This window comes from Peribacillus sp. FSL P2-0133 (assembly GCF_037975445.1).
GTDB classification, from domain to species: domain Bacteria; phylum Bacillota; class Bacilli; order Bacillales; family DSM-1321; genus Peribacillus; species Peribacillus simplex_E.
The window spans coordinates 1,734,147-1,755,239 of sequence record NZ_CP150254.1; the positions used below are offsets into that span (position 1 = coordinate 1,734,147).

Consider the following 21,093-nt stretch of genomic DNA (forward strand, 5'->3'; position numbering starts at 1 on the left):
AGGGAGGAGCCAGGTGCTTTTGCTCTGGCTCCTAAATATCATTATCAAAGTCACAAGGCTCAATGGAAAATGCTTTCATATCAATGCATTGTACATAGACACAGTCGAGTCATTGCCAGATACGACCATTACTTTTACAAATGGTAAGAAAATCGTTGTGCTAGAGAAGGAAGAGGAACTGGTTGGAGCTATTATACAATTTTACCGTACCGTTAATATTCTCGGTCTTCGTAAGGATGTGGAGGAAAGTTCATGAAAAAAAACCTAATGACTATTATGTTGATTATACTCGTGGCTATAACGCTTGTAGGTGTCATAGCGGTCGTGGTTGTGACAAAGTTATCTGATCCCACATCTGCCGAAGATAAACCTAGCATTGACGAAATTGTCAAATCATCCGTTGAGATTCCTGAAATTACTACGAATCTTGCCGGCAATGATTATATCAAAATCTCATTTATGTTCCAAACTGAAAGCAAAAAAGCGAAAGAAGAGTTGGAAAAAAGAAATTTTCAAGTGAAAAATATAATTATTACCGAACTATCCGAAATGAAAGCGGAAGAGTTAACCGGTAAAAAAGGCAAGGAAAAGCTTCAAGAAGCTTTAAAAACTAGAATGAATGAATTAATGGAAGAAGGAAAAGTTGAAAAGGTTTATATTACTTCCTCGATTCTGCAATAAGAACATCCTTGCTTCATTAAATAAGAAGGGGAAGCTTTGGAGGTGAGTGTTAATGTCCGGGGAAATATTATCGCAAAATGAAATAGATGCACTGTTATCGGCCATTTCCACAGGTGAAATGGATGCAGATGATTTAAAAAAAGAAGAAGTAGAAAAAAGAGTGAAAGTTTACGACTTTAAAAGGGCGCTTCGGTTTTCAAAGGACCAAATCCGCAGTTTGACTAGAATACACGAGAACTTTGCGAGGCTGCTGACCACATACTTTTCTGCTCAACTTAGAACCTATGTCCAAATATCCGTTGCTTCGGCAGATCAAATACCATACGAAGAGTTTATCCGATCAATTCCAAAAATGACCATCATGAATGTTTTTGAGGTACCGCCCTTGGATGGCCGAATCATTCTTGAGGTCAACCCGAATATCGCCTATTCCATGATGGATCGTGTTTTGGGCGGGCGGGGCATAAGCGTGAATAAGGTAGATAGTTTAACCGAAATAGAAACGAAAATCATGTCGAATTTATTCGAGAAGGCTTTTGAAAATTTACAGGAGGCTTGGGGAACGATTGTTGAAATCGAACCGGTAATGACAGAGTTCGAGGTGAATCCACAATTTCTGCAACTGGTTTCACCCAACGATACTGTTGTGGTCATTTCCTTGAATACACAAATCGGAGAAACGAGCGGAATGATTAATGTTTGCATTCCTCACGTCGTATTGGAACCAATCATACCAAAGTTATCCGCTCATTATTGGATGGAAAATTCCCAAAAGGAAAAAATTCCAGAGGAAATCATGATTTTGGAAAAGCGTATCCGAAACGCAGATCTTCCCATTATTTCCGAACTTGGTTCTACGGATATCACCATCCACGACTTTTTGCTGCTTGATGTTGGCGATGTCATCGATTTGAATAAGGCAATCGATGAACCTTTGACGATTACAATTGGGGGGATCCCAAAATACAGTGGGCAGCCAGGAAAAGTAGGAAAAAAACATGCTATCCAGATTCTTGATATTTTGAAAGGGGGAGACGAAGATGGTAAGTGATGGAATGCTTTCACAAGACGAGATAGATGCCCTTTTAAAAGGTACAAGTGATATAGAGGATGAGGTGTTCCCTCTCTCGATTGACGATTATTTATCAATGATGGAACTCGACGCTCTCGGTGAAATTGGTAATATCTCCTTCGGAAGCTCGGCCACTGCCCTATCCACTTTGTTGAATCAGAAAGTGGATATCACCACCCCGACGGTTACTTTAATTGAAAGGGGACATATCGCGGAAGAATTCCCGCATCCGTATGTAGCGATTCAAGTGCAATATACAGAAGGTTTTTCAGGTATAAATATGCTGGTCATCAAGCAGAGCGATGCTGCTATCATTGCAGATTTGATGCTTGGCGGAGATGGGGAGAATCCTTCTGACCTGCTTGGGGAAATTCAATTGAGTGCTGTTCAGGAAGCAATGAACCAAATGATGGGTTCTGCTGCGACATCCATGTCGACCATTTTCAGTAAAAAAGTGGATATTTCTCCACCTAGCATAGACTTACTTAATTTTTTAAACGGTGTAGGTGAAAATGCGATACCTGACGAGGATTTATTTGCAAAAATCTCGTTCCGCCTCCGTGTCGGCAACTTAATTGATTCCAGTATTATGCAATTGTTACCATTAGAGTTTGCTAAAGGCTTAGTTTCTGAATTATTAAATGGGACGAGCGAAAGCGAACCTACCGATATTAAAACGCAAAAAGTACTAAGTGATCCAGTAACAAACATTCCAAATCAGGAGCCTGCATCATTCCAGGACACCAGGTCAGATCGATCGGCAAACGAAATTTATGGACAAAGCGGTCACCAAACCCAACCTGCGAACCAAATGCAGAATGTTCCACAACATTTTGGAGTTTCATCCGTACCAACAGGACAGCCGGTAAATGTTCAGCCTGCCAGTTTCACTAGTTTTCAGCCTTACCAGCTTCAGGAGTCTGAAACGAAAAATCTCAGCATGCTGATGGATATCCCTTTGCAAGTAACTGTGGAGCTTGGAAGAACGAAACGCTCCGTCAAGGATATTTTGGAGCTGTCCTCTGGATCGATCATTGAATTGGATAAATTAGCAGGAGAGCCAGTGGATATCCTGGTAAACAGCCGCTTGATAGCAAAAGGTGAGGTAGTGGTAATTGATGAAAACTTTGGGGTACGTGTTACGGATATCATGAGTCAAAGTGAACGATTAAATAAAATAAGATAATTTGGGGGACGAGAATAATGGCTAATAGAATTTTAATTGTGGACGATGCAGCATTTATGAGAATGATGATAAAGGATATCCTTTCTAAAAATGGTTTTGAAATAGTCGGGGAAGCAGCAGATGGCGCCCAAGCAGTGGAAAAATATAAAGAAACCCATCCGGATCTTGTAACGATGGATATTACAATGCCTGAAATGGATGGGATTACAGCGTTAAAGGAAATTAAAAAGGTAAATCCTCAAGCTAAGGTCATTATGTGTTCTGCGATGGGGCAGCAAGCCATGGTCATTGATGCGATCCAGGCGGGTGCAAAAGACTTTATCGTGAAGCCATTCCAGGCAGACCGGGTATTGGAAGCCATAAATAAAGCATTAAGTTAAGAGGGTGTCTTCATATTGTTTTTAATTAAAAAATGGCTTCAGGTCTCACTGTTGATAGCAGTATTCTTCTCTGGGGCCATACAGGCCCATGCGGAAGACCATGATAAAACAGTGAAGGATGTTTATGAGCAGCCAGATGATTTAAAGGTGGATAAAGATGAATCAATAGACTCGAAAACTACCGAACAGGCTTCTAATCCTGACAAAGTGGGGATAACCGTTTGGGAGTTTCTGAGGATGATATTTGCTACTATTTTTGTTGTGGCCCTTCTATATATCCTATTGAAATTCATCAATAAAAAAAATAAATCGTATCAAAAGGCAAATTCAGTGGAGAATTTAGGCGGTACGGGCCTTGGGGCAAATCGTTCAGTCCAGCTTGTTAAAGTAGGCGGGCGAATATTGGTGATCGGGGTTGGCGAAAATATTCAGCTCTTGAAAGAAATAGATGATCCCGAGGAATATGAACAGCTTTTGAAAGATCACAACGATAAGATCGATCAAATGATCCAGCCTGGGGAATTTGCCATGAAGTTGAAAAATAAGTGGTTGAAGAAAAGCGAATCCGAAACTGCCAGTTTCTCTGCAGAGTTCAAAAATCAACTTGATCAAATGTCCGATAGCAGGAAAAGGCTGTTAAATGAGCTTGGTAGGAAAGGAAGAGACAATGAATGAATGAGTTCATGGAGTTTTTTAATAACAGTGATCCCACTAATGTCTCTACTTCCGTAAAACTTGTTCTTCTAATGACTGTCTTATCGCTGGCTCCAAGCATATTGATCTTGATGACCTGTTTTACAAGAATCATCATTGTCCTGAGCTTTGTGAGAACATCGCTAGCCACCCAGCAGATGCCGCCGAACCAGGTGCTGGTCGGCCTGACACTTTTCATGACTTTCTTCATAATGGCACCGACTTTTCAGGAAGTGAATGAAAAGGCATTAACCCCGTTATTTAATGAAGAGATAGATTTAGAAGAGGCATATGTACAGGCCTCGATACCATTTAAGGAATTCATGAGTGCCCATACAAGGCAAAAGGATCTGGCGTTATTCTTGGAGTATGCCAAGGTGGATAAGCCGGAAACGATACAGGACATACCCTTGACTGCCTTTGTACCAGCTTTTGCTATCAGTGAAATCAAAACGGCTTTTCAAATAGGTTTTATGATTTTCATTCCATTTTTGGTTATCGATATGGTCGTTGCAAGTGTCCTGATGTCGATGGGGATGATGATGTTGCCCCCAGTCATGATTTCCCTGCCATTTAAAATCCTCCTTTTCATTCTTGTTGACGGATGGTATTTAGTAGTGAAGTCTTTATTACAGAGTTTTTAAGCAGGTGAGAGAATATGAGTGCAGAGCTTGTTATTGATATAGCAGAAAAAGGAATTTATATGGTATTGATCATCGCTGGTCCATTGATGGTAATCGCTCTTATTGTAGGACTGCTAGTAAGCATCTTTCAGGCGACTACACAGATTCAGGAACAAACCTTGGCATTTGTTCCAAAAATCGTCGCAGTCTTATTGGGACTCATTTTGTTGGCTCCATGGATGCTGAGCCACCTATTATCATATGTAAATGAAATATTCGGTAATCTGAATCGATTTGTAGGGTAGGGCATGGAGGAACTTTTTCCGCACTTTCCCGCCTTTTTATTAATTGTGGTACGGGTCACTACGTTTTTCGTGGCCATGCCGATTTTTTCGTACCGTTCAATACCGGTACAACATCGGGTAGGGCTTGGGATTTTCCTTGCCTGGATCATGTACTACACCATCGATGCTCCGGTTCTGGAATTGGATGTCACATTTTATTTATTGATCATGAAGGAAGCGCTGGTTGGGCTTTTCATCGGGTTTGCAGCTTATATGATTTTTTCAGCCGTTCAAATCGCTGGTGGATTGATTGATTTTCAAATGGGTTTTTCAATTGCGAATGTCATCGATCCCCAAACGGGGGCACAAAGCCCATTGATGGGACAATACCTTTATACAATCGCTTTATTATTCCTATTGAGTACCAACGGCCACCATTTGCTTTTGGATGGAATTTTTTATAGTTATCAGTTCATTCCGATTGACCAATTATTTGTACCATTCGGAGATCATACACTGATAGAATATTTGGCCAAAACTTTCAGCAAAGCTTTCATGATTGCTTTTCAAATGTCCATACCTGTAGTGGGAAGCATTTTTTTAGTGGATGTCACGTTAGGGATCCTTGCCAGGACGGTCCCTCAATTAAATGTGTTCGTTGTCGGGATTCCAGTGAAAATCATTGCCGGCTTAGCGGTTATCATACTGGTAATGGGGATGATGATGACAGTTGTCACACAACTCTTCAATTTCTTACTTTTGACAATGCGTCAACTAATGCAGTTGATTGGAGGCGTTTGATATGGAGAGTTTTCAGCTGGATTTACAGTTTTTCGCTGGAGAGAAGACCGAAAAGGCGACTCCAAAAAAACGTCAGGATTCGAAGAAAAAAGGTCAGGTGGCAAAAAGTCAGGATGTAAATACCTCTGTGAATTTAATTGCGGTGTTTTCTGTGCTATTGCTTATGGGACCATACATGTATAATCATCTGCGCGGTCTCATGAAAGAATACCTGCAACATTTTACCTTGTCTGGATTCAGCGAGGAGAATATGCAAATTATCATGATTGAGGTTTTAAAGGAGATGGGCCTTATCCTAGGACCAGTTTTCGCAGCAGCGATAGTGGCTGGGATATTGGCTAATGTCATGCAAATCGGGTTTTTGTTTTCGACTGAATCCATTCAGTTCAAACTTGATAAATTGGATCCCATTAAAGGATTCAAACGTATTTTTTCAATGAGGGCCATTGTTGAATTATTGAAATCCATTCTTAAAATATCATTTGTTGGTTTTGTTGCCTTTTATGTACTATGGCAGCGCATGGACGAGATTATGATTTTATCACAGATTTCTGTGGAAGAAGCGATGGCAACATTGGCGGATATTACGATTAAAGTGGGATTTTATGCTGCCGTGGCTTTATTGTTCATTGCTCTATTAGACTATTTGTACCAAAAATATGACTTTGAAAAAAACATCCGGATGTCCAAACAGGATATTAAGGATGAGTATAAAAATTCCGAAGGGGACCCGCTCATCAAATCCAAGATAAAGCAAAAGCAAAGGCAGATGGCCGCTCAAAGAATGATGCAGGAAATTCCCAATGCGGATGTCGTCATCACTAACCCGACGCATTTTGCTATTGCTTTAAAATATGATGAAGAAAAAGCTGAAGCTCCGTACGTAGTGGCGAAGGGCGTTGATTTTGTTGCTCAGAAAATTAAATTCATTGCTAAAGAAAACGATGTGGTCATGGTGGAAAATCGGCCTTTGGCCAGGTCTTTATATGATCAAGCTGAATTAGGCCAGGCGATACCTGAAGAGTTCTTTAAGGCGGTCGCTGAAATACTGGCCTTTGTATATAAAACCAAAGGTAAACTGTAAAGAAGTAATAGGGTAACCCGCTAGTTAGGAGAGAAAAAACATGCGAGCAAGGGATTTAGTTGTTATATCAAGCGTCATCATGATCGTTGCCATGTTGGTCATTCCATTGCCAACATGGTTGTTAAGTGTTTTACTCCTTTTAAATATCTCTCTTGCGTTGCTGGTTCTATTGACTACGATGAATATGAAAGAACCCCTCGAATTTTCAATCTTTCCTTCCTTGCTCCTTTTACTGACATTATTCAGGCTGGGGTTGAATGTTTCGACGACTCGTGCCATTTTGACCTATGGTGATGCTGGAGGAGTTGTAGAAACCTTTGGGTCGTTTGTAGTCGGCGGTAACGTGCTTGTAGGATTAGTTGTATTCATCATTTTGGTCATTATCAATTTCATCGTCATCACGAAAGGCTCCGAACGGGTCTCGGAGGTAGCGGCAAGGTTTACGCTGGATGCGATGCCAGGTAAACAGATGGCCATAGATGCAGATTTAAATGCTGGGATGATCTCCGAAAACGAAGCACGTGCCAGAAGGGAAAAAATCAGTAACGAAGCAGACTTTTATGGATCCATGGATGGAGCGAGTAAGTTTGTTAAAGGGGACGCCATAGCTGGCATCATCATTGTCATCATTAACTTGATTTTCGGTATGATTATTGGCGTCATGCAATTGGATATGAGCTTTGGAGAAGCAGCCGTCCATTTTTCCATGTTATCGGTTGGAGACGGTATCGTGAGTCAGGTACCTGCTTTATTGATTTCTACAGCTACGGGTATTGTCGTAACCCGGGCAGCCTCGAACGGAAACCTCGGAGCGGATATTGTTGAACAGTTATTCCAATTTCCCAAAATGCTTTACCTGACAGCAGCAACCATTTTCCTTTTAGGGTTATTCACTCCCATTTCCGACTTATTCACGATTCCGATCGCTGCTTTATTAGTCGTTGGAGGGTATACAATTTCAAGGATACCAAAGCAGGACGAAAGTGAATTACAAGAAATGGAAGAAGCGCTGGAAACCGATGAAATGAAAAGTCCAGAAAGTGTCGTTAACCTTTTAAGTATCGACCCGATCGAATTTGAGTTTGGATATGGATTGATTCCGCTTGCGGATGCCAATCAAGGGGGAGACCTGCTGGACCGGGTTGTCATGATCCGCAGGCAGCTTGCAATTGAATTGGGGCTCGTGATCCCTGTCGTCAGAATACGTGACAACATTCAGTTGAATCCCAATGAGTATCGGCTGAAGATTAAAGGAAGTGTCATGGCCAAGGGGGAATTGCTCCTTAATCATTTCTTGGCAATGAGTCCAGGGATGGAGGATGATTCAATAGAGGGAATCGATACGATAGAACCGTCTTTCGGTTTACCGGCCAAGTGGATCACGGATGATATGAAAGAACATGCCGAGATGTTGGGTTATACAGTTGTGGACCCGCCAAGTGTTGTATCCACTCACTTGACGGAAGTCATAAAGGCCAATGCGCATGAATTATTGGGCAGGCAGGAAACGAAACAATTGATCGATCATCTCCACGAATCGGCACCTATACTAGTAGAGGAAGTCACTCCGAATCCCTTGTCCATAGGAGATGTACAAAAGGTATTGGCAAAATTATTGAAGGAAAAAGTTTCAATAAGGAACTTACCGATCATTTTCGAAACACTTGCTGATTATGGCAAGCTATCGACTGACACAGATTTGCTTACTGAATATGTAAGGCAGAATTTAGCCAGACAAATAACGAATTCTTTTATTTCGGATGAAAATAGAATTAAAGTCATAACATTATCGGGGAAAGTGGAAAAGACCATCGCAGATGGTGTACAGCAAACCGAACATGGTAATTTTTTATCATTGGATCCAACTATATCGCAATCCATATTGGAGGCAATTGCAGCCAAATTGGAAGAGCTGACCCTAATGGATCATCAACCGATCTTACTCTGCTCTCCAGCAGTAAGGATGTATGCCCGGCAATTAACCGAACGTTATTTTCCTCATGTACCGATTCTTTCATACAATGAACTCGAATCCAATGTAGAAGTACAAAGTGTAGGGGTGGTGAATTTCGATTGAAGGTAAAGAAATATTTGGCACAATCAATGAACGAGGCAATAAAGCGAATAAGGGAGGAACTAGGCAGTGATGCGGTAATCTTAAGTTCAAAGGCTGTATATACTGGTGGTTTCTTAGGATTATTCAAAAAGAGGAATATTGAGGTCATTGCAGCCATAGACCCCGTGTCCCAGCCTGTCCAAACCGTAACCAAACAAAAATCGAAGAAGTTGCCATCAAAGCTGGAAGTGGCAAGTGATGCCTCTGAACCTAATGAAGGCAATAGGGAAAGTGCTGACTTAGTAAAAGAAATCGAAGGTTTGAAAGATATGATAAAGAGTTTGCAAATCTATTCACCTGATAGAAAATATCCGGGGAAACTGCAGAAAATCCACGAATACCTAACCGAGCAGGAAGTGGATATATCACTTCGGTGCCAAATCATGGATGAACTACTTGAAAAATGGTTCGTTTTTAAACAGCAATCCACTGATGAAGAGGTTCAAGTTTGGTTGGAAGAAGCCATGTTCGCGATTTTGGAAAAGGTCGAAAATGGAAAAAACGGGCTGCAAAAAAAGTATATTAATATTGTTGGCCCAACAGGTGTGGGAAAGACAACGACTCTGGCAAAAGTAGCTGCGGAAACCATGTTGAAGCATGATAAAAAGGTGGCTTTCATTACGACGGATACGTACAGGATCGCCGCAATAGATCAACTTAAGACATATGCCAAGATTCTAAACGTTCCCATTGAAGTTGCTTATAATCTGGAAGACTTCAAAAGGGCGGCTGAACGTTTCTCCCATTATGATTTTGTTTTTATTGATACGGCAGGAAGGAATTTCCGTAACCCGCAATATGTTAAGGATCTTAATGAAATCATCCATTTTACAGATGAGATGGAAACCTATTTAGTGTTGTCATTGACTTCTAAACAAAAGGATATGGAAGATATTTATCGACAGTTTGCTACCATACCGATTAAACAGGTCATTTTTACAAAAGCGGACGAAACCTCCACTTTCGGGCCGATATTCAATTTTATACACACTCATAAATTGGGAGCGGCCTATATAACAGATGGACAGAATGTGCCAGACGATATTGAAATAGCTACATCATCACAGCTATTGAAAATGGCTTTCGGGGCTAAAAAATATGAAAGATCAAGCTGAGAATTTACGAAAAAGATTGGAAGCCCGCCAAAATAAATCAATCGCCAAAACGATTTCCGTTTTAAGCGGTAAAGGTGGAGTGGGAAAATCAAACTTTACTTTGAATTTTTCCATTGCCTTATCCCAAAGAGCCAAAAAGGTACTGTTGTTCGACATGGATATCGGTATGGGGAATATTGATATTTTGATAGGTGAACACTCTCCCTGCAGTATTATTGATTTTTTTGAAAAAGATTGTAGTTTGAAGGATATCATCATGCCAGGACCGGGAAATATTTCAATCATTACAGGTGGAACAGGGTTGACGGATCTCTTTTCACTTGATGAAGATAAGTATACCCGTTTTAATGAAGAATTCAGTTTATTGTTGGCGAATTACGATTATATCTTATTTGATATGGGGGCAGGCATCACTAAGGATTCCATGAAATTCCTGTTATGTGTGGATGAATTAGTCGTTATCACGACGCCTGAACCTACTTCTATCATGGATGCATATTCCGCAATGAAATATATCCATTCAGTAAATAAAGAGATTCCATTGTTCCTAGTTTGCAATCGGGTTTTCACGAGTAAGGACGGCAAAGAAACGATTAAGCGGCTCCAAAATGCACTAGTGAAATTTTTGGGACTGGAAACTGTAGCTCTAGGGTACTTGCCAGATGATAGAACCGTTCCCAAATCTGTTACCAAACAAATGCCCTTTCTCCTTTTCGATTCTGAAGCCGATGTATCCAAAGCCATTGTGGACATTGCTTCGAGATATGCAAATCATTCATTTGGGGAAGAATTGACTTTGCAAAAAAGCCATTTCCTCCAAAATATGAAGAGATATTTTTTTGGAAAGTAGGTCTCCTTATATGGGTAAAGTAAAAGTGCTGATAGTGGACGATTCTACGTTTATGAGAAAGTTAATTTCAGAGTTTTTAGCAGAAGATAGCAGGGTGGAAGTCATCGGGACTGCCAGGAATGGAAGAGATGCCATTGACAAAATAAAGGCTTTAAAACCCGATGTCGTGACTTTGGATGTGGAAATGCCGATTATGGACGGATTGGAAGCATTAAACCGGATAATGAATGAATGTCCAACCGCTGTAGTCATGTTATCAAGCACCACGAAAAAAGGAACGGAAAATACATTTGCCGCCATGAACAGTGGAGCCTTTGACTTTGTGGCTAAACCTTCGGGAGCCATTTCATTGGATTTACAAAAAATCAAGAAAGAACTCCATGAAAAAGTTATGGCTGCCAGCAGGGCAAATGTTCACAAACTAGAAAAAAATGCGAAAAATATTGAAAGAAGCCCATCCGTTTGGGGAAAATATAGTAAAATAGATTCAACTGAATTGTCAAAAAACGAAAAAAACCAAAAAAAATGGTCCTATGGATACAAGAAGATGATAGTCATCGGTACATCAACGGGAGGCCCGAGAGCTCTGCAGACTGTCTTGACAGAACTCCCAGAAGAAATTGATGCTCCCATACTCATTGTCCAGCATATGCCCCCCGGTTTCACAAAATCCTTGGCAACACGCCTGAATTCATTATGCAAGATTAAAGTGAAGGAAGCTGAAGAGGGAGAACTGATTCAAAAAGGTGTCGCTTACATCGCACCTGGAGGTTTTCACTTGAAAGTGAGGAAGGTAGGGATGAGCTGGGCAATCCTTTTGGATCAATCCGAAGTGCGTCATGGACATCGCCCGTCGGTCGATGTGCTATTTGAATCGGTAAGTGAAATGAATGATTCTGCGAAAATAGCCGTTATCATGACCGGGATGGGGATGGACGGGTCGAGGGGGCTTACCAATCTTAAACAAAAGGGTCCTTTAAAAGCGATAGCCGAATCACAGGAGACATCAATCGTTTTTGGTATGCCTAAGGCGGCAATCAGTACCAAGTTAATAGATAGCATAGAGGATGTAGAAAAAATAGCTAAAGCGATAATAAGCTATTGTTAACACGTGGAGGTGTGAGATTGTATGGATATGAATCAATATATAGAGGTATTTATAGAAGAAAGTAAAGAACATCTTCAAACGTGCAGCGAACAGTTGCTGGTACTCGAAAAGAACCCGGAAGACCTCTCGATCGTAAACGAAATCTTTCGTTCCGCCCATACCTTAAAAGGGATGTCGGCAACTATGGGATATGAGGATCTAGCCAATTTAACTCATAAAATGGAGAATGTGCTGGATGCGATCCGAAACAGTCAAATCGCCCTTTCGCCTGAATTGTTTGATGTGATATTTTTAGCGGTTGATGATTTAGAAGCAATGGTCATGTCCATTGCTGAAGGTGGAGATGGAAAAAGAAATGTGAAGGATGTTGTCCATCAGCTGGAAATGATTGAAAAAGGGGAGTCGCCCTTTTCTTCCACCATTGCAGAGATTGCAGCAGCTTCTGCCATCCTAGAAAAGAAGGAAATGTTTGCGGGAGAGTACGATGAATTTGAATGGACAGTACTTCAACAGTCCAAAGATCAAGGCTTTAACAGCTTCGAAATTTCGATAGGGTTGCGTGAGGACTGTCTTTTAAAAGCTGCCAGGGTGTTTATGGTTTTCGATGTGCTTGAAAAGTCAGGTGAAGTAATCAAGTCACACCCACCCGTCGAACTTTTGGAAGAAGAGCAATTCGATCGGCAATTTATGGTCACGATGGTAACAACAGAATCGGGTGAAGAGATAAAGAAAAAAATCATGAAGGTTACCGAAGTGGTTCAAGTTGTTGTAAATGCACTTGATCTAGAAAGCATGCTGCATGCAGCCAATTCTAACGAGGATAAAGTTACTGAAATTCTAAAACAAGAGTCAAATAATGCCTTGCTTCCAACTGATAACGATGATAAGAAAAAACAGGCACCCGTTAAGCCGGCATCAAACAAGACCATTCGGGTGAACATTGAGCGGCTTGATATCTTAATGAACTTATTCGAGGAACTAGTAATCGATAGAGGCAGACTTGATCAAATTTCCAGAGATTTGGATAATCAAGAGTTGCATGAAACAGTAGAAAGAATGTCCCGTATAACAAGTGATTTACAAACAATCGTATTGAATATGCGGATGGTGCCAGTGGAAACTGTATTCAATCGTTTTCCTAAAATGGTTCGTCAATTGGCAAGGGATTTAAACAAGAAAGTCAATTTGGAAATCAACGGTGCCAAAACGGAACTTGATCGTACAGTCATTGATGAAATCGGTGATCCTCTCGTCCATTTAATAAGAAACGCCATGGATCATGGAATTGAAACAACTGAAGAACGTTTGGCGAAAGGAAAGAATGAAGAAGGTAAAATCCTGTTAAAAGCATATCACAGCGGTAATCATGTTTTCATTGAAATCGAGGATGACGGCGCAGGCATCAATAAAGATAGAGTCTTGAACAAGGCCCTATCCAATGGAATATTAACTAAGGAAACTGCCGCCACCCTAACGGATAAGCAAATCTATGAATTGATATTCGCTTCTGGTTTTTCGACAGCGGAAACCATTTCAGATGTATCGGGACGGGGTGTGGGGCTGGATGTGGTTAAAAATACTATTGAGTCCCTCGGTGGATCTGTCACGATTGATTCCAAAGAGAATGAAGGATCCATCTTCCTTATTCAACTTCCGCTTACATTGTCCATTATTTCTGTCATGCTGGTTGCAATCCAAAACGAAAAATATGCCATACCGCTTTCTTCCATTATTGAAACAGCAATCATAAAAAAAGCAGATATCATGAATGCCCATAATCAACAAGTTATTGACTACAGGGGGAAGGTTCTACCGCTTCTGTTCTTGAAAGATATATTCGAAGTGCCTATCAGTCAGGAAGAAGAAGAGTCCCTCTCTGTGGTCATTGTAAGAAAAGGCGATAAATTAGCTGGATTAGTCGTTGATTCATTTATCGGGCAGCTGGAAATCGTTCTGAAGTCACTAGGTAATTATTTAACTAGTGCATTTGCAATATCGGGGGCAACGATACTTGGTGATGGTCAAGTTGCTTTAATCATAGATTGCAACACATTGATTCATTGAATGGTAGATAAATGGGGCAGGGTCATGGGACGTTGGTCGACCGTGCCGATTCGTATTTCGTCAAGGCTTCACAATCATCATGAGTTTTTTTAAAAGGAGGGGAATAGATGTCGGAGGATATGAAAGTAATCGTATTTCAAATTAAGGATAAAGAATATGCAATTCCAGTGGATAAGGTCAGTGGTATTGAAAAGCTTCTGCATATTACCAGAGTTCCAAAGGCAGTAAAATTTGTTAAGGGAGTCATAAATTTAAGGGGTGTAATCACTCCAATTATTGATTTACGGGTTCGTTTTGGTTTCGAAGAGGTGGAATACGATGAATCAACAAGGATTATCGTCGTCATTCTGGATGATATGGAAGTGGGGCTAATAGTGGACTCTGCCAATGATGTTTTGGATATTCCAGTGGAGAGTATCGAACCTCAGCCTGAAGTTGTGGGCCATTTGGCTTCAGAATACATTAGCGGAGTGGCTAAAATTGAGAAGCGGCTGCTAGTCCTAATTAATTTGGAGAAGGCCTTAATTCTGGAAATGACTGAAAAAATGTTAAGAGAAGGATAAACATATGTCATTCATTGAGAAAATCACCCCTCTTCACCTCGATATTTTGAAGGAAATCGGTAATATAGGTGCAGGGAATGCAGCAACCGCGCTTTCTGCCATACTTAATAGGAAAATTGATATGTATGTTCCTAATGTCCGAGTCGTTGCCTTTGATGAAATGATGGAAATAGCTGGCGGGACCGATCAAGTCGTTGCCAGCGTTTTCCTTAGAATAGAAGGTGATGCTTCAGGGAGTATGTTTTTTATCCTTTCGCTACCTGTAGCTGAATACTTGATTCGTAAGATGACTGGTGATGTGACCTTTTTGATAGATTCAGCACCCTATACTGAATTGGCACTCTCTTGCCTTCAGGAATTAGGGAATATTTTATCGGGATCCTATCTCTCTTCCCTTTCTGATTTCACCAGATTGAATATCTATCCATCCGTTCCATCCTTGAGCATCGATATGGTAGGGGCAACGATCAGTTATGGATTATTGGAATTATCTCAAGTAAGTGACGCAGCCATCGTCATTGATACAGTACTTGAAAAAGACCAGCTTTTTGCTGACTCCATTAATGGTCATTTCTTTTTATTACCTAATCCCGAATTTTTTGATATCATTTTTTCCGCTTTAGGAGTGTCACCTAATGACTGAATTGTTAAAGGTCCAGGTTGTTAAGGTTGGAATAGCGGAAATGAATATAATAAAACCTCCCCATACGATTCGTACTTCCGGATTGGGGTCGTGTGTTGGTGTTGTGATTTATGATGAAAAAAAAGAAATTGCAGGTTTGGCCCATATCATGCTGCCTGACTCTTCACTCGCTAAATCGGGACAGATTAACATTGCCAAATTTGCAGATACGGCGATAAAGGAATTAGTGCAAATCTTAGTAAAAGAAGGCGCAAGAATGCCATTCCTAAAAGCGAAGTTGGCTGGCGGAGCGCAAATGTTTCAATTTGCCTCCGGAGGAGATTTAATGAGAATAGGACCCCGGAATGTGGAAGCTGTCCGGAAAGAGTTATCTGACTTGCGGATTAGAGTCGTTGCCGAAGATGTTGGCGGGAATAGCGGAAGAACGATCGAATTCAATTTAAATGATTGTTTGCTAAATATTCGGACCGTTACTAAAGGGACTAAAAACATATAGGATCGGATTTGGCTTTTGAAAAGCCAAAAATATGACAGGTACACTTGCTACTGAATTATTATTGTATTTATGGCTTTAGGGGCCGTTTTGATCACAAATCGTATATAACAATGTTAGGAGGATGTCCAATGTCTCATCTGACCATCGAAGAAGAGCAGTTATGTTGGAAAAATTGGGTGGAGTGCAGAGATCCGCTGGCCGGGGACATTTTGGTAAAGAAATACATACCTCTCGTATCGTATCATGTTCAACGTATTTCAGTAAGTCTTCCTAAAAATGTGAGCCGGGATGATATAAGGAGTTTAGGGATGATGGGGTTATTCGATGCCCTGGAACGCTTTGATACGAAGCGTGACCTGAAGTTTGACACATATGCATCTTTTAGAATTCGTGGTGCTATTTTAGATGGATTAAGGAAAGAGGATTGGCTTCCACGGAGTGCAAGAGATAAAGCCAAGAAAATTGAATCTGCAATAGAACAGCTGGAGCAGCAATACATGAGGAACCTTTCGCCAAATGAGATTGCCGCTGAATTGAATATCCCGGAAGATGAAGTATATGCTGCATTAAATGAGAATTTCTTTGCCAATGTACTATCTATTGATGAAAGTCCCCAAGAGGACGATAAAGAAAGCGCGAATTTTCATATTAAAGATGAAAAGGCGGATTTACCTGAGGAACATGTGTTAAGGGAAGAACTGTATGTGGAATTAGCCAAAGTCATAGAAACGCTGAATGAAAAAGAACAGTTGGTTTTACAGCTTTTTTATAAGGAAGAACTAACATTAACCGAAATAGGACAAGTGATGAGCCTATCTACGTCCCGGATATCCCAAATACACTCGAAAGCGATATATAAATTAAGAAACACGATGCAAGATCAAAAGATTTAATCATGATATTTTGACTAAAGGGGGCTTTGGAGAACGAAGAATGCCCCTATAAGTCAACTTGAAAGAATTCTTACGGGGATCCGCATCAATAAATGTTTCGAAATCACAGAATGTTCGAACTGTACTTTGTCATGAAAGCATAGAGAAAGTAATCAAGAAAAAACAACAGTGAAAAAAGATCCCCATCCGTATTAAGGTAACAGGATTGACTATTCCGGTTAATTAGGAGGCAACATGTCAGCGTTTTTTATATTTCTGTTGTTTGTATTAAACATATTCACCATTTTTGCCATCATCGTTTTATATCTTCGCCAAAATCGTTTAAGTAAGTTGGAAAAAGACCAAAAAGCCATCATCGGAGAAATGGAACAACTTTTGTCTGGTTATTTAATGGAGATGAAAGAGGACAACGAGACATTGGTAAAGGCATTCACCAATTCGGTGGCATTGAATCACGATCATGGACAAAAAGGACAAGAACATGGTTCAATCAAGGAAACAAAGGAAGATAAGGAAGAAAAACAAGAACAAAACATTGAGTATGAAGAGGGAAGTCGTGCCGCAGCTAAAATGCAGGTGATTAACGCTTATAAAATAGTGCCTGAAGAAAATGAGGCCAATGCTTTACTCGTAAAAGTCGAGGACAAATTGGAGCTTTCATCGGCAGTCACTTCCCTTCAAATCGAGGGGAAGCCGGCTGGTATGGAATTTTCGGACATGCTGCAGGCTTCTTTAAATGAACGGTCATTGAATGAAAAAGTGGATATGTTAGCGGATCAAGGGAATTCAGTAGAGGAAATCGCCAAAAAGTTAGGTCGCGGTCAAACGGAGATAGAGCTATTACTAAAGTTTCGCAAGAATAGATAAAGTTATCTCTTGATTGTACAGAGCCATTATGATATATTATGAAATGGTGTTAATACACACGCCCCGTGATTCTTGCAGATGGTGCTGTTACGACAGTTTCTGTATGAAAATGATCGGTGCGGAGGAAAAACAAAACCATTTAGGAGGAACTAAAATGTCAGTCATTTCTATGAAACAATTGCTTGAAGCTGGTGTGCATTTCGGACACCAAACACGTCGCTGGAACCCGAAAATGAAGAAATATATCTTCACTGAGCGTAACGGCATCTACATCATCGACCTTCAAAAAACAGTTAAAAAGGTTGAAGAAGCTTATAACTTCGTGAAAGAACTAGCTGCTAACGGTGGTACTGTTCTTTTCGTTGGAACTAAAAAACAAGCTCAAGAATCTGTTAAAGAAGAAGCTATCCGTTCTGGTATGTACTATGTAAACCAACGTTGGTTAGGTGGAACTTTAACAAACTTTGAAACAATCCAAAAACGTATCACTCGTCTTAAAAATATCGAAAAAATGGAAGAAAACGGAACTTTTGAAGTCCTTCCTAAAAAAGAAGTTATCCAACTTAAAAAAGAATGGGATCGCTTAGAAAAATTCTTAGGCGGTATTAAAGATATGAAGACTCTTCCAGATGCGATCTTCGTTATCGACCCTCGCAAAGAGCGTATTGCTGTTGCGGAAGCACACAAATTACACATTCCACTTGTTGGTATCGTTGATACAAACTGTGATCCGGATGAAATCGATGTAGTTATTCCTGCGAATGACGATGCAATCCGTGCTGTTAAATTATTAACAGGTAAAATGGCAGATGCTATCTTAGAAGCTAAACAAGGCGAAGAAACAGCAACTGAAACAACTACTGCTTAATAAGAAAAAAAGGTTGCTTATTCAGTAAGAAAAAAGGTGATAAGAGGATAATGCCTTTTATCCCTTTTTTTTGCACTAAATGAACATACATAAAATCGCTGTACGGAATGTCTTTTTAAAAAGGTATGGGCGATTTTTGAGGGATGAAAATCATCAACTAGTTTAGCTCCGTCAAATTGACTGAAAAAGTTGATGTTTTTTCGGAAAAATTGTCAAGACTCGTTATTTTCTTTGATGATAACAAGTATTTTTGGCAATAATGGGTAAAGATTGAATAAACTGCATTTAATTTGAGGAGGATATATATTATGGCAATCACTGCACAATTAGTTAAAGAATTGCGTGAAAAAACTGGTGCCGGTATGATGGACTGTAAAAAGGCGCTTGTACAAACAGAAGGCGATATGGAAAAAGCAATCGATTTCCTACGTGAAAAAGGGATTGCAAAAGCTGCTAATAAAGGCGACCGTATTGCTGCTGAAGGTCTAACTTCAATCGTTGTTGAAGGAAACCAAGCGGTTATTCTTGAAGTGAACTCAGAAACTGATTTCGTTGCTAAAAACGAAGGCTTCCAACTTCTTGTTAAAGAATTGGCTTCATTCCTTCTTGCTAACAAACCTGAAAGCGTTGAAGTAGCTCTTGAGCAAACAATGGAAAATGGAGCAAAAGTTGCAGATCATATCAATGCTGCTGTTGCAAAAATCGGGGAAAAATTAACTCTTCGCCGTTTCCAAGTCGTTTCTAAAACAGATAACGACGCATTTGGTGCATACCTTCACATGGGTGGACGTATCAGCGTACTATCAGTTCTTGAAGGTACAACTGACGAAGAGGCAGCTAAAGGCGTTTCAATGCATATCGCTGCAATTAACCCTAAATATATCTCTCGTGACCAAGTAGATGCTAGCGAACTAGAACGCGAACGCGAAGTTCTTACTCAGCAAGCACTTAATGAAGGAAAACCTGAAAAAATCGTTGCGAAAATGGTTGAAGGACGTATCAATAAATTCTACGAAGAAATCTGTGTTAACGAACAAGCTTTCGTTAAGAACCCTGATCAAAAAGTGGGACAATTCGTTGAATCAAAAGGCGGAAAAATCCAATCATTCGTTCGTTATGAAGTAGGGGAAGGTCTTGAAAAACGTCAAGAAAACTTTGCTGAAGAAGTAATGAATCAAGTTAAAAAAGACTAATTGTCAGATAATTAATAATAGGGAACACTCTTGTGTTCCCTATTTTTTGAAATGTCATGAATTTTTGGTAGTATTGCAAGAAAGCATGATGAACGAATGAAAAGATTACATAGTTGGAGGTTCTCATGAGTAACGCTAAATATAAACGTGTCGTTCTAAAACTAAGTGGCGAAGCATTAGCCGGTGAAGAAGGATTTGGAATTAACCCTGCAGTAATTAAATCCATTGCTGAACAAGTCAAGGAAGTGGCTGAGCTTGATGTGGAAGTGGCTGTTGTTGTCGGTGGCGGAAACATTTGGCGCGGAAAAATAGGCAGTGAAATGGGCATGGATCGTGCTAATGCCGATTATATGGGTATGCTGGCTACAGTCATGAACTCATTGGCATTACAAGACAGTCTTGATCAGCTTGGAATTGAAACGCGCGTGCAAACTTCCATTGAGATGAGACAAGTCGCAGAACCATACATTAGACGCCGTGCAATCAGGCACCTTGAGAAAAAGAGAGTGGTGATTTTTGCAGCTGGTACAGGTAATCCATACTTCTCAACGGATACCACTGCCGCCTTGCGTGCTGCTGAAATTGAAGCTGATGTCATCTTGATGGCGAAGAATAATGTGGATGGCGTATACAATGCAGATCCGGTTAAGGACAAAAATGCAGTTAAGTATGATAAACTTTCCTATCTTGATGTGATTAAAGAAGGGTTGGAAGTAATGGATTCAACTGCGTCCTCACTATGCATGGACAATGATATTCCATTGATCGTCTTCTCAATCATGGAAAAAGGTAATATTAAACGTGCCGTTTTAGGCGAAACGCTTGGAACTATCGTAAGGGGGAAATAAAAGATGCCGAAACAAGTTATTTCGAATGCGAAAACGAAAATGGAAAACGCCATTGGAGCGTACACACGTGAATTAGCAAGCATCCGTGCCGGAAGGGCAAATGCCTCATTGCTTGATAGAATCTCGATTGATTATTATGGTTCGCCGACACCAGTTAATCAAGTGGCTGGCATTTCTGTCCCGGAAGCTAGATTATTAGTCATTCAACCATATGATAAAACGGTATTGGGTGAAATTGAAAAGGCGATTTTGAAATCAGACTTAGGCTTAAATCCTTCTAATGATGGATCGGTCATCAGGATAGCCATTCCGGCGTTAACTGAAGAGCGCAGAAAAGAGCTTGTGAAAGTTGTGAAAAAAGAAGCGGAAGAAGCGAAAATAGCTGTCCGTAATGTGCGTCGAGATGCTAATGATGATTTGAAAAAGCTTGAAAAAAGTGGTGAAATCACTGAAGATGATTTACGTGGCTATGCTGAAGACATCCAAAAGATGACAGATGGCAATATCACGAAAATCGATGAAATTACAAAAGATAAAGAAAAAGAAATTTTGGAAGTATAATTTCCGCTGAAGAATTGATTAAATAAAGAGGGCCGAATCCATACCGGGTCATGTCTTGGTTCTAACATATAGGTGTGCTTAAAGGAGAAAACTGTTATAATAAG

General features: G+C 40.3%; 24 protein-coding genes. All 24 read left to right on the top strand.

Annotation, left to right across the window (positions count from 1 at the left end):
• The first annotated feature begins 40 nt into the window (after window positions 1-40).
• The 24 genes from MKY17_RS08385 to frr all read left to right on the top strand — a co-directional run bounded on the left by MKY17_RS08385 (window position 41) and on the right by frr (window position 20,989).
• Window positions 41-256, top strand: a complete 216-nt coding sequence (locus tag MKY17_RS08385) for a flagellar FlbD family protein (protein ID WP_098371378.1) — start codon at window positions 41-43, stop codon at window positions 254-256.
• Window positions 253-681 (top strand): flagellar basal body-associated protein FliL, encoded by a 429-nt coding sequence (gene fliL, locus MKY17_RS08390; RefSeq protein ID WP_098371013.1) that lies wholly within the window; start codon window positions 253-255, stop codon window positions 679-681. Before MKY17_RS08385 ends, fliL begins: the two co-directional genes overlap by 4 nt.
• 52 nt (window positions 682-733) lie before the next feature.
• Window positions 734-1,732 carry a flagellar motor switch protein FliM gene (fliM, locus tag MKY17_RS08395; protein WP_098371012.1) on the top strand — a complete coding sequence of 333 codons (999 nt, stop codon included), beginning with the start codon at window positions 734-736 and terminating at the stop codon, window positions 1,730-1,732.
• Window positions 1,722-2,939 (top strand): flagellar motor switch phosphatase FliY, encoded by a 1,218-nt coding sequence (gene fliY, locus MKY17_RS08400; RefSeq protein ID WP_098371011.1) that lies wholly within the window; start codon window positions 1,722-1,724, stop codon window positions 2,937-2,939. The genes fliM and fliY overlap by 11 nt, the downstream gene beginning before the upstream one ends.
• Before the next feature lie 17 nt (window positions 2,940-2,956).
• Complete coding sequence (locus MKY17_RS08405; protein ID WP_063231856.1) at window positions 2,957-3,319, top strand: response regulator; 363 nt, start codon at window positions 2,957-2,959, stop codon at window positions 3,317-3,319.
• 15 nt (window positions 3,320-3,334) lie between these two features.
• Window positions 3,335-3,994, top strand: coding sequence for a flagellar biosynthetic protein FliO (locus MKY17_RS08410; RefSeq protein WP_098371010.1), 660 nt, complete (start codon window positions 3,335-3,337; stop codon window positions 3,992-3,994).
• Window positions 3,991-4,656: a flagellar type III secretion system pore protein FliP gene (fliP, locus tag MKY17_RS08415; protein WP_098371009.1), complete on the top strand. Its 666-nt coding sequence runs from the start codon at window positions 3,991-3,993 to the stop codon at window positions 4,654-4,656. Before MKY17_RS08410 ends, fliP begins: the two co-directional genes overlap by 4 nt.
• A gap of 14 nt (window positions 4,657-4,670) precedes the next feature.
• The gene (gene fliQ, locus MKY17_RS08420) at window positions 4,671-4,940 is read left to right on the top strand and encodes a flagellar biosynthesis protein FliQ (protein ID WP_098371008.1); all 270 of its coding nucleotides are present in this window, start codon (window positions 4,671-4,673) and stop codon (window positions 4,938-4,940) included.
• A gap of 3 nt (window positions 4,941-4,943) precedes the next feature.
• Complete coding sequence (gene fliR / locus MKY17_RS08425) at window positions 4,944-5,720, top strand: flagellar biosynthetic protein FliR (protein ID WP_098371007.1); 777 nt, start codon at window positions 4,944-4,946, stop codon at window positions 5,718-5,720.
• A gap of 1 nt (window position 5,721) precedes the next feature.
• Window positions 5,722-6,804 carry a flagellar biosynthesis protein FlhB gene (gene flhB, locus MKY17_RS08430; RefSeq protein ID WP_098371006.1) on the top strand — a complete coding sequence of 361 codons (1,083 nt, stop codon included), beginning with the start codon at window positions 5,722-5,724 and terminating at the stop codon, window positions 6,802-6,804.
• 40 nt (window positions 6,805-6,844) lie between these two features.
• Window positions 6,845-8,881 carry a flagellar biosynthesis protein FlhA gene (gene flhA, locus MKY17_RS08435; RefSeq protein ID WP_098371005.1) on the top strand — a complete coding sequence of 679 codons (2,037 nt, stop codon included), beginning with the start codon at window positions 6,845-6,847 and terminating at the stop codon, window positions 8,879-8,881.
• The gene (gene flhF, locus MKY17_RS08440) at window positions 8,878-10,035 is read left to right on the top strand and encodes a flagellar biosynthesis protein FlhF (RefSeq protein WP_098371004.1); all 1,158 of its coding nucleotides are present in this window, start codon (window positions 8,878-8,880) and stop codon (window positions 10,033-10,035) included. Before flhA ends, flhF begins: the two co-directional genes overlap by 4 nt.
• Window positions 10,019-10,885: a MinD/ParA family protein gene (locus MKY17_RS08445; RefSeq protein WP_098371003.1), complete on the top strand. Its 867-nt coding sequence runs from the start codon at window positions 10,019-10,021 to the stop codon at window positions 10,883-10,885. The genes flhF and MKY17_RS08445 overlap by 17 nt, the downstream gene beginning before the upstream one ends.
• A gap of 10 nt (window positions 10,886-10,895) precedes the next feature.
• Complete coding sequence (locus tag MKY17_RS08450) at window positions 10,896-11,993, top strand: chemotaxis response regulator protein-glutamate methylesterase (protein WP_098371377.1); 1,098 nt, start codon at window positions 10,896-10,898, stop codon at window positions 11,991-11,993.
• 21 nt (window positions 11,994-12,014) lie between these two features.
• The gene (locus MKY17_RS08455; RefSeq protein ID WP_098371002.1) at window positions 12,015-14,057 is read left to right on the top strand and encodes a chemotaxis protein CheA; all 2,043 of its coding nucleotides are present in this window, start codon (window positions 12,015-12,017) and stop codon (window positions 14,055-14,057) included.
• A 107-nt stretch (window positions 14,058-14,164) separates the two neighbouring features.
• The gene (locus MKY17_RS08460) at window positions 14,165-14,620 is read left to right on the top strand and encodes a chemotaxis protein CheW (RefSeq protein ID WP_098371001.1); all 456 of its coding nucleotides are present in this window, start codon (window positions 14,165-14,167) and stop codon (window positions 14,618-14,620) included.
• A 4-nt stretch (window positions 14,621-14,624) separates the two neighbouring features.
• Window positions 14,625-15,263: a chemotaxis protein CheC gene (locus MKY17_RS08465; protein ID WP_339201645.1), complete on the top strand. Its 639-nt coding sequence runs from the start codon at window positions 14,625-14,627 to the stop codon at window positions 15,261-15,263.
• On the top strand, window positions 15,256-15,759 hold the full coding sequence (locus MKY17_RS08470) for a chemotaxis protein CheD (RefSeq protein ID WP_098370999.1): 504 nt from the start codon (window positions 15,256-15,258) through the stop codon (window positions 15,757-15,759). Before MKY17_RS08465 ends, MKY17_RS08470 begins: the two co-directional genes overlap by 8 nt.
• Before the next feature lie 128 nt (window positions 15,760-15,887).
• Window positions 15,888-16,652 carry a FliA/WhiG family RNA polymerase sigma factor gene (locus MKY17_RS08475; protein ID WP_098370998.1) on the top strand — a complete coding sequence of 255 codons (765 nt, stop codon included), beginning with the start codon at window positions 15,888-15,890 and terminating at the stop codon, window positions 16,650-16,652.
• A 234-nt stretch (window positions 16,653-16,886) separates the two neighbouring features.
• Window positions 16,887-17,519, top strand: coding sequence for a hypothetical protein (locus MKY17_RS08480; protein ID WP_098370997.1), 633 nt, complete (start codon window positions 16,887-16,889; stop codon window positions 17,517-17,519).
• A 154-nt stretch (window positions 17,520-17,673) separates the two neighbouring features.
• Window positions 17,674-18,387: a 30S ribosomal protein S2 gene (gene rpsB, locus MKY17_RS08485; protein ID WP_095678842.1), complete on the top strand. Its 714-nt coding sequence runs from the start codon at window positions 17,674-17,676 to the stop codon at window positions 18,385-18,387.
• Between the two features lie 308 nt (window positions 18,388-18,695).
• Window positions 18,696-19,580, top strand: a complete 885-nt coding sequence (gene tsf / locus MKY17_RS08490; protein WP_098370996.1) for a translation elongation factor Ts — start codon at window positions 18,696-18,698, stop codon at window positions 19,578-19,580.
• A 125-nt stretch (window positions 19,581-19,705) separates the two neighbouring features.
• Window positions 19,706-20,428, top strand: coding sequence for a UMP kinase (gene pyrH / locus MKY17_RS08495; RefSeq protein WP_034313639.1), 723 nt, complete (start codon window positions 19,706-19,708; stop codon window positions 20,426-20,428).
• A 3-nt stretch (window positions 20,429-20,431) separates the two neighbouring features.
• Complete coding sequence (frr, locus tag MKY17_RS08500; RefSeq protein WP_098370995.1) at window positions 20,432-20,989, top strand: ribosome recycling factor; 558 nt, start codon at window positions 20,432-20,434, stop codon at window positions 20,987-20,989.
• Window positions 20,990-21,093: the final 104 nt, after the last annotated feature.